The organism is Kribbella deserti (assembly GCF_042434725.1).
Taxonomy (GTDB): Bacteria; Actinomycetota; Actinomycetes; order Propionibacteriales; family Kribbellaceae; genus Kribbella; species Kribbella deserti.
Genome location: NZ_JBHLTC010000045.1, coordinates 1 through 3,270 on the forward strand (window position 1 = coordinate 1; position 3,270 = coordinate 3,270).

General features: G+C 63.3%; 1 protein-coding gene. It reads left to right on the forward strand.

What is annotated here, in order from left to right; translation table 11 throughout:
* Nucleotides 1–3,270: hypothetical protein (locus ACFFGN_RS34240; RefSeq protein WP_380056797.1), on the forward strand; the 3,270-nt coding region annotated here is incomplete at both ends.

The window sequence follows — 3,270 nt, forward strand, 5'->3', positions numbered from 1 at the left end:
TAAGTTGGTGCAGACTGATTCGGATGGTAACGAGTTCGCGAAGCATGAGTTCTCGTATTTCGACGATGTTCGCGATGGGCAAGGTGCGTACCAGGGATTTGGTTCGGCGCAGTGGGCGGTGCCGGGTGATGGTTTGACGTTAGATGGCAGTGTCAGTCGTGGGTCGGGTGTGCATGCGTATGTGGGTGTGGCGCAGGTGTCGAATCCGCGGAAGGCGCAGTCGGTGGGGGCGAAGGTCGGTTCGGCGAACTCCTCGAGCGAGGGTGTTGTGGCGTTGACCGATGTTGATGGTGATGGGTTGCCGGATAAGGTGTTCCGGTCTGGTGGGGTGGTGAAGTACCGCAAGAATCTGGCGAAGCCGGGTGGGCAGTTGGCGTTTGAGGACACGGCGCGGGTGCTGGGTTTGCCGGGCGGGTTCTTGGGCGAACGTAGTAAGACTTTCACGGTGGGGCCAGAGGGTTATGCCGGCGGTGTGGCCGCGCAGTTGAATTATGTGGAGACGACGTCGGAGACGGGGACGTATTTCCATGATGTGAATGGTGATGGCATAACTGATGTGGTGGCTGATGGCGGGGTGTTGTTCGGCCGGCTGAATGCTGCGGGTGTGCCGGTGTATGGGGTGAGCGGGGACACGCCGGTGCCGGTGGATTCGAGGCAGGTGGACACGTCCAAATTGTTCGGTGACTACTCCGCGCAGCGGGAGCGGTTGATTGACTCGTTCCCGTTGCTGGACACGGTGCGCCGGTGGGTGGCGCCGTTGAACGGCACGGTGAAGATCGAGGGGCCGGTGAAGCTGGCCGAGGACACAGCGGCGGCGCGGGCTGCCTCGACGACCGCTGATGGGGTGAAGGTCGCGATCCAGCGGGAGGAGTCGCAGTTGTGGTCGGCGCAGATCGGCGCGAAGGACAACACGTCACGGACTCCGTCAGGGGTATCGAGTGTGGCGGTGACGAAGGGGCAGCGGCTGTATTTCCGGGTGCAGTCGGTGTCGGACGGTTCGCTGGACGAGGTTGAGTGGAATCCGGTAGTGACGTATCTGAACGTGAGCTCGGCAACGGTGGATGTCAATGATCTGGCGGTGTACCGGTATGAGGCGGGCCGTGATTTCACCGTCGGTGGCCGGGCAGCGCAGGTGAAGGCGCCGTTGACGGGCTCGTTGCATCTGTCGGGCGATTTCGTGTTGTCGCGGGTTGTGTCTGATGACGTGACGGTGGTGATCAGCAAGGCCGGGGCGCCTGTGCTGCAGCACACCATCGCGGCGGGAACGACGGGCACGGTGCCGGTGAATCTGGGCATTCCGGTGGCACAGGGGCAGGTTTTGACGTGGCGGGTGAAGACCGATTCACCGATCGATCTGAGCGCGATCGACTGGTTGCCGAAGGCGCATTACACCGCGGCGGAGGGTGTGGAGCGGGTTGTTGATGGCGACGGTAAGCCGTCGATCGTGTTCGCGGCGCCGTATGAGGTGGACATGTATCCGGTCAATGATCTGACCGGTCCGCAGGCGTTCCGCCAGATTCCGGCGCCGGTGGAGGAGGACACGTGTGATTTGGTGAGTATCGTTCCGCAGTTAGCGTTCAATTTCGCCGGCCAGTCGGTGAACGGCCGGGTTGCGTTCACGGTGAAGAAGGCGGCGACCGGTGTGGCGGGGGCGCTGGTCGCGAAACGCTATTTCACCATTGTGAACGGTCATGTCACTGCGCCCGGTCCGGTGAGCTGGGAGCATTGCGGTCCTGGGGTGGCGCGGCTGGCGGTCGACTTCTCCACCTCCGATCCGGCGTTGCGCACGTTCCTCACCAGCCGTTCGGTGACGGTGAACGGGTTCGCGGTGCAAAGTGGGTTCCACAGTGCTGCTGTGGCAGGGGCGTTCCCGCAGCCGTACCGGGGGTGGGGTGCGATCGGCTATAACGGAAACCGAGCTAAGGCTGGTCAGCCGATCGTTCAATCGGATTTGGTGCTGGATGAGTCCTATGATGATGGTCTGCCTGAGGAGGTGGATCCGCAGGATCCGCAGCAGCGCGAGACGTTCGAGAACGATCCGAAGGTGGCCGCGCGGCGGATGGTGCCGTTCACGCTGCTGGCTGATGTTACTGACGCTTCGCGTGATGGGAACCTGCCTCCGGCGCGACGCTGGGGTACGGGGCAGCGGTCGTGGGTGACCGGTGATCGGATGAGCAGCTCGCGGCTGGGTGCGGAATCGATCAATGTGCCCGGCGATGGTGATTTCGCCGGGATAGCGGTGCCGCGGATGTCGCGGTCAACGCAGTTCTCCGTGACGGGTTCGGTCGGTGGCGGGGTCGGGTCCGCAGGCGGCAGTATCGCCACCGGTGAGTCGACCGGGCTGCTGGATTTCGTGGACATGAACGGTGACGGGTTTCCTGATGTGGTGAGTTCGCGGGGGATCCAGTACACCGATCCTGATGGCGGGCTGGGTGCCGATACCGCGACGATGCCTGATGGTGCGGTGCGGGTCAGTGACAACGAGTCGGGCAATGCCAGTGCCGGGAGTGCAGGGCGCACGATCGGCAGCGGCCGTGGTGACGCCGCGCCGAAGGGCAACAGATCGGCCGCCACGTCGCAGGCCGGTAACGACATGCCGCCGTTCGGGGTGGGTGGCGAGCTGGGGGGCAGTGATTCCGATGCCGTGTTCGATCTGGTCGAGGTCAACGGTGATGGGCTGCCGGACCGGGTCTATGCCGATGGGAAGGTCGCGCTGAACCTGGGTTACCGGTTCGGGAACAAGGAACAGTGGCGCAATCCTGCAGCGCTCAACGATGGCGGTGGCAAGAACACCGGGATGAACCTGGGCTTCAACTTCCTCTACGGGTTCGCCGGTGGTGCATCGTTCCAGGAATCCAAGACCAGCACGGACGCGACCTTGACCGATATGAACGGTGACGGCCTGACCGACCGGGTACTGGCAGGGGAATCGGGCCAGCCGATCAGGGTTGGGTTCAACACTGGTAACGGGTTCGAGGCCCCGGTACCTTTCCACGGTAGCCTGTCCGGGATCGCCCGCGACCTCAACACCAGCTTCGGCAGTGGCGCGTATGTGGAGACCCCGGTGTGTTTCCTGGCCGTCTGCGTGGTGCTCAACCCCGGTGCGCACAAGACCGTGGCCGGGACGGGCCGTGCCGAACAAGCGCTGCGTGATATCAACGGTGACGGTTACGTCGACCACGTCGAGTCCAGTGCCGATGACGAATTGGTGGTGAAGGAGAATAAGACTGGTCGGACGAATTTGTTGAAGTCGGTGTCGCGTCCGTTGGG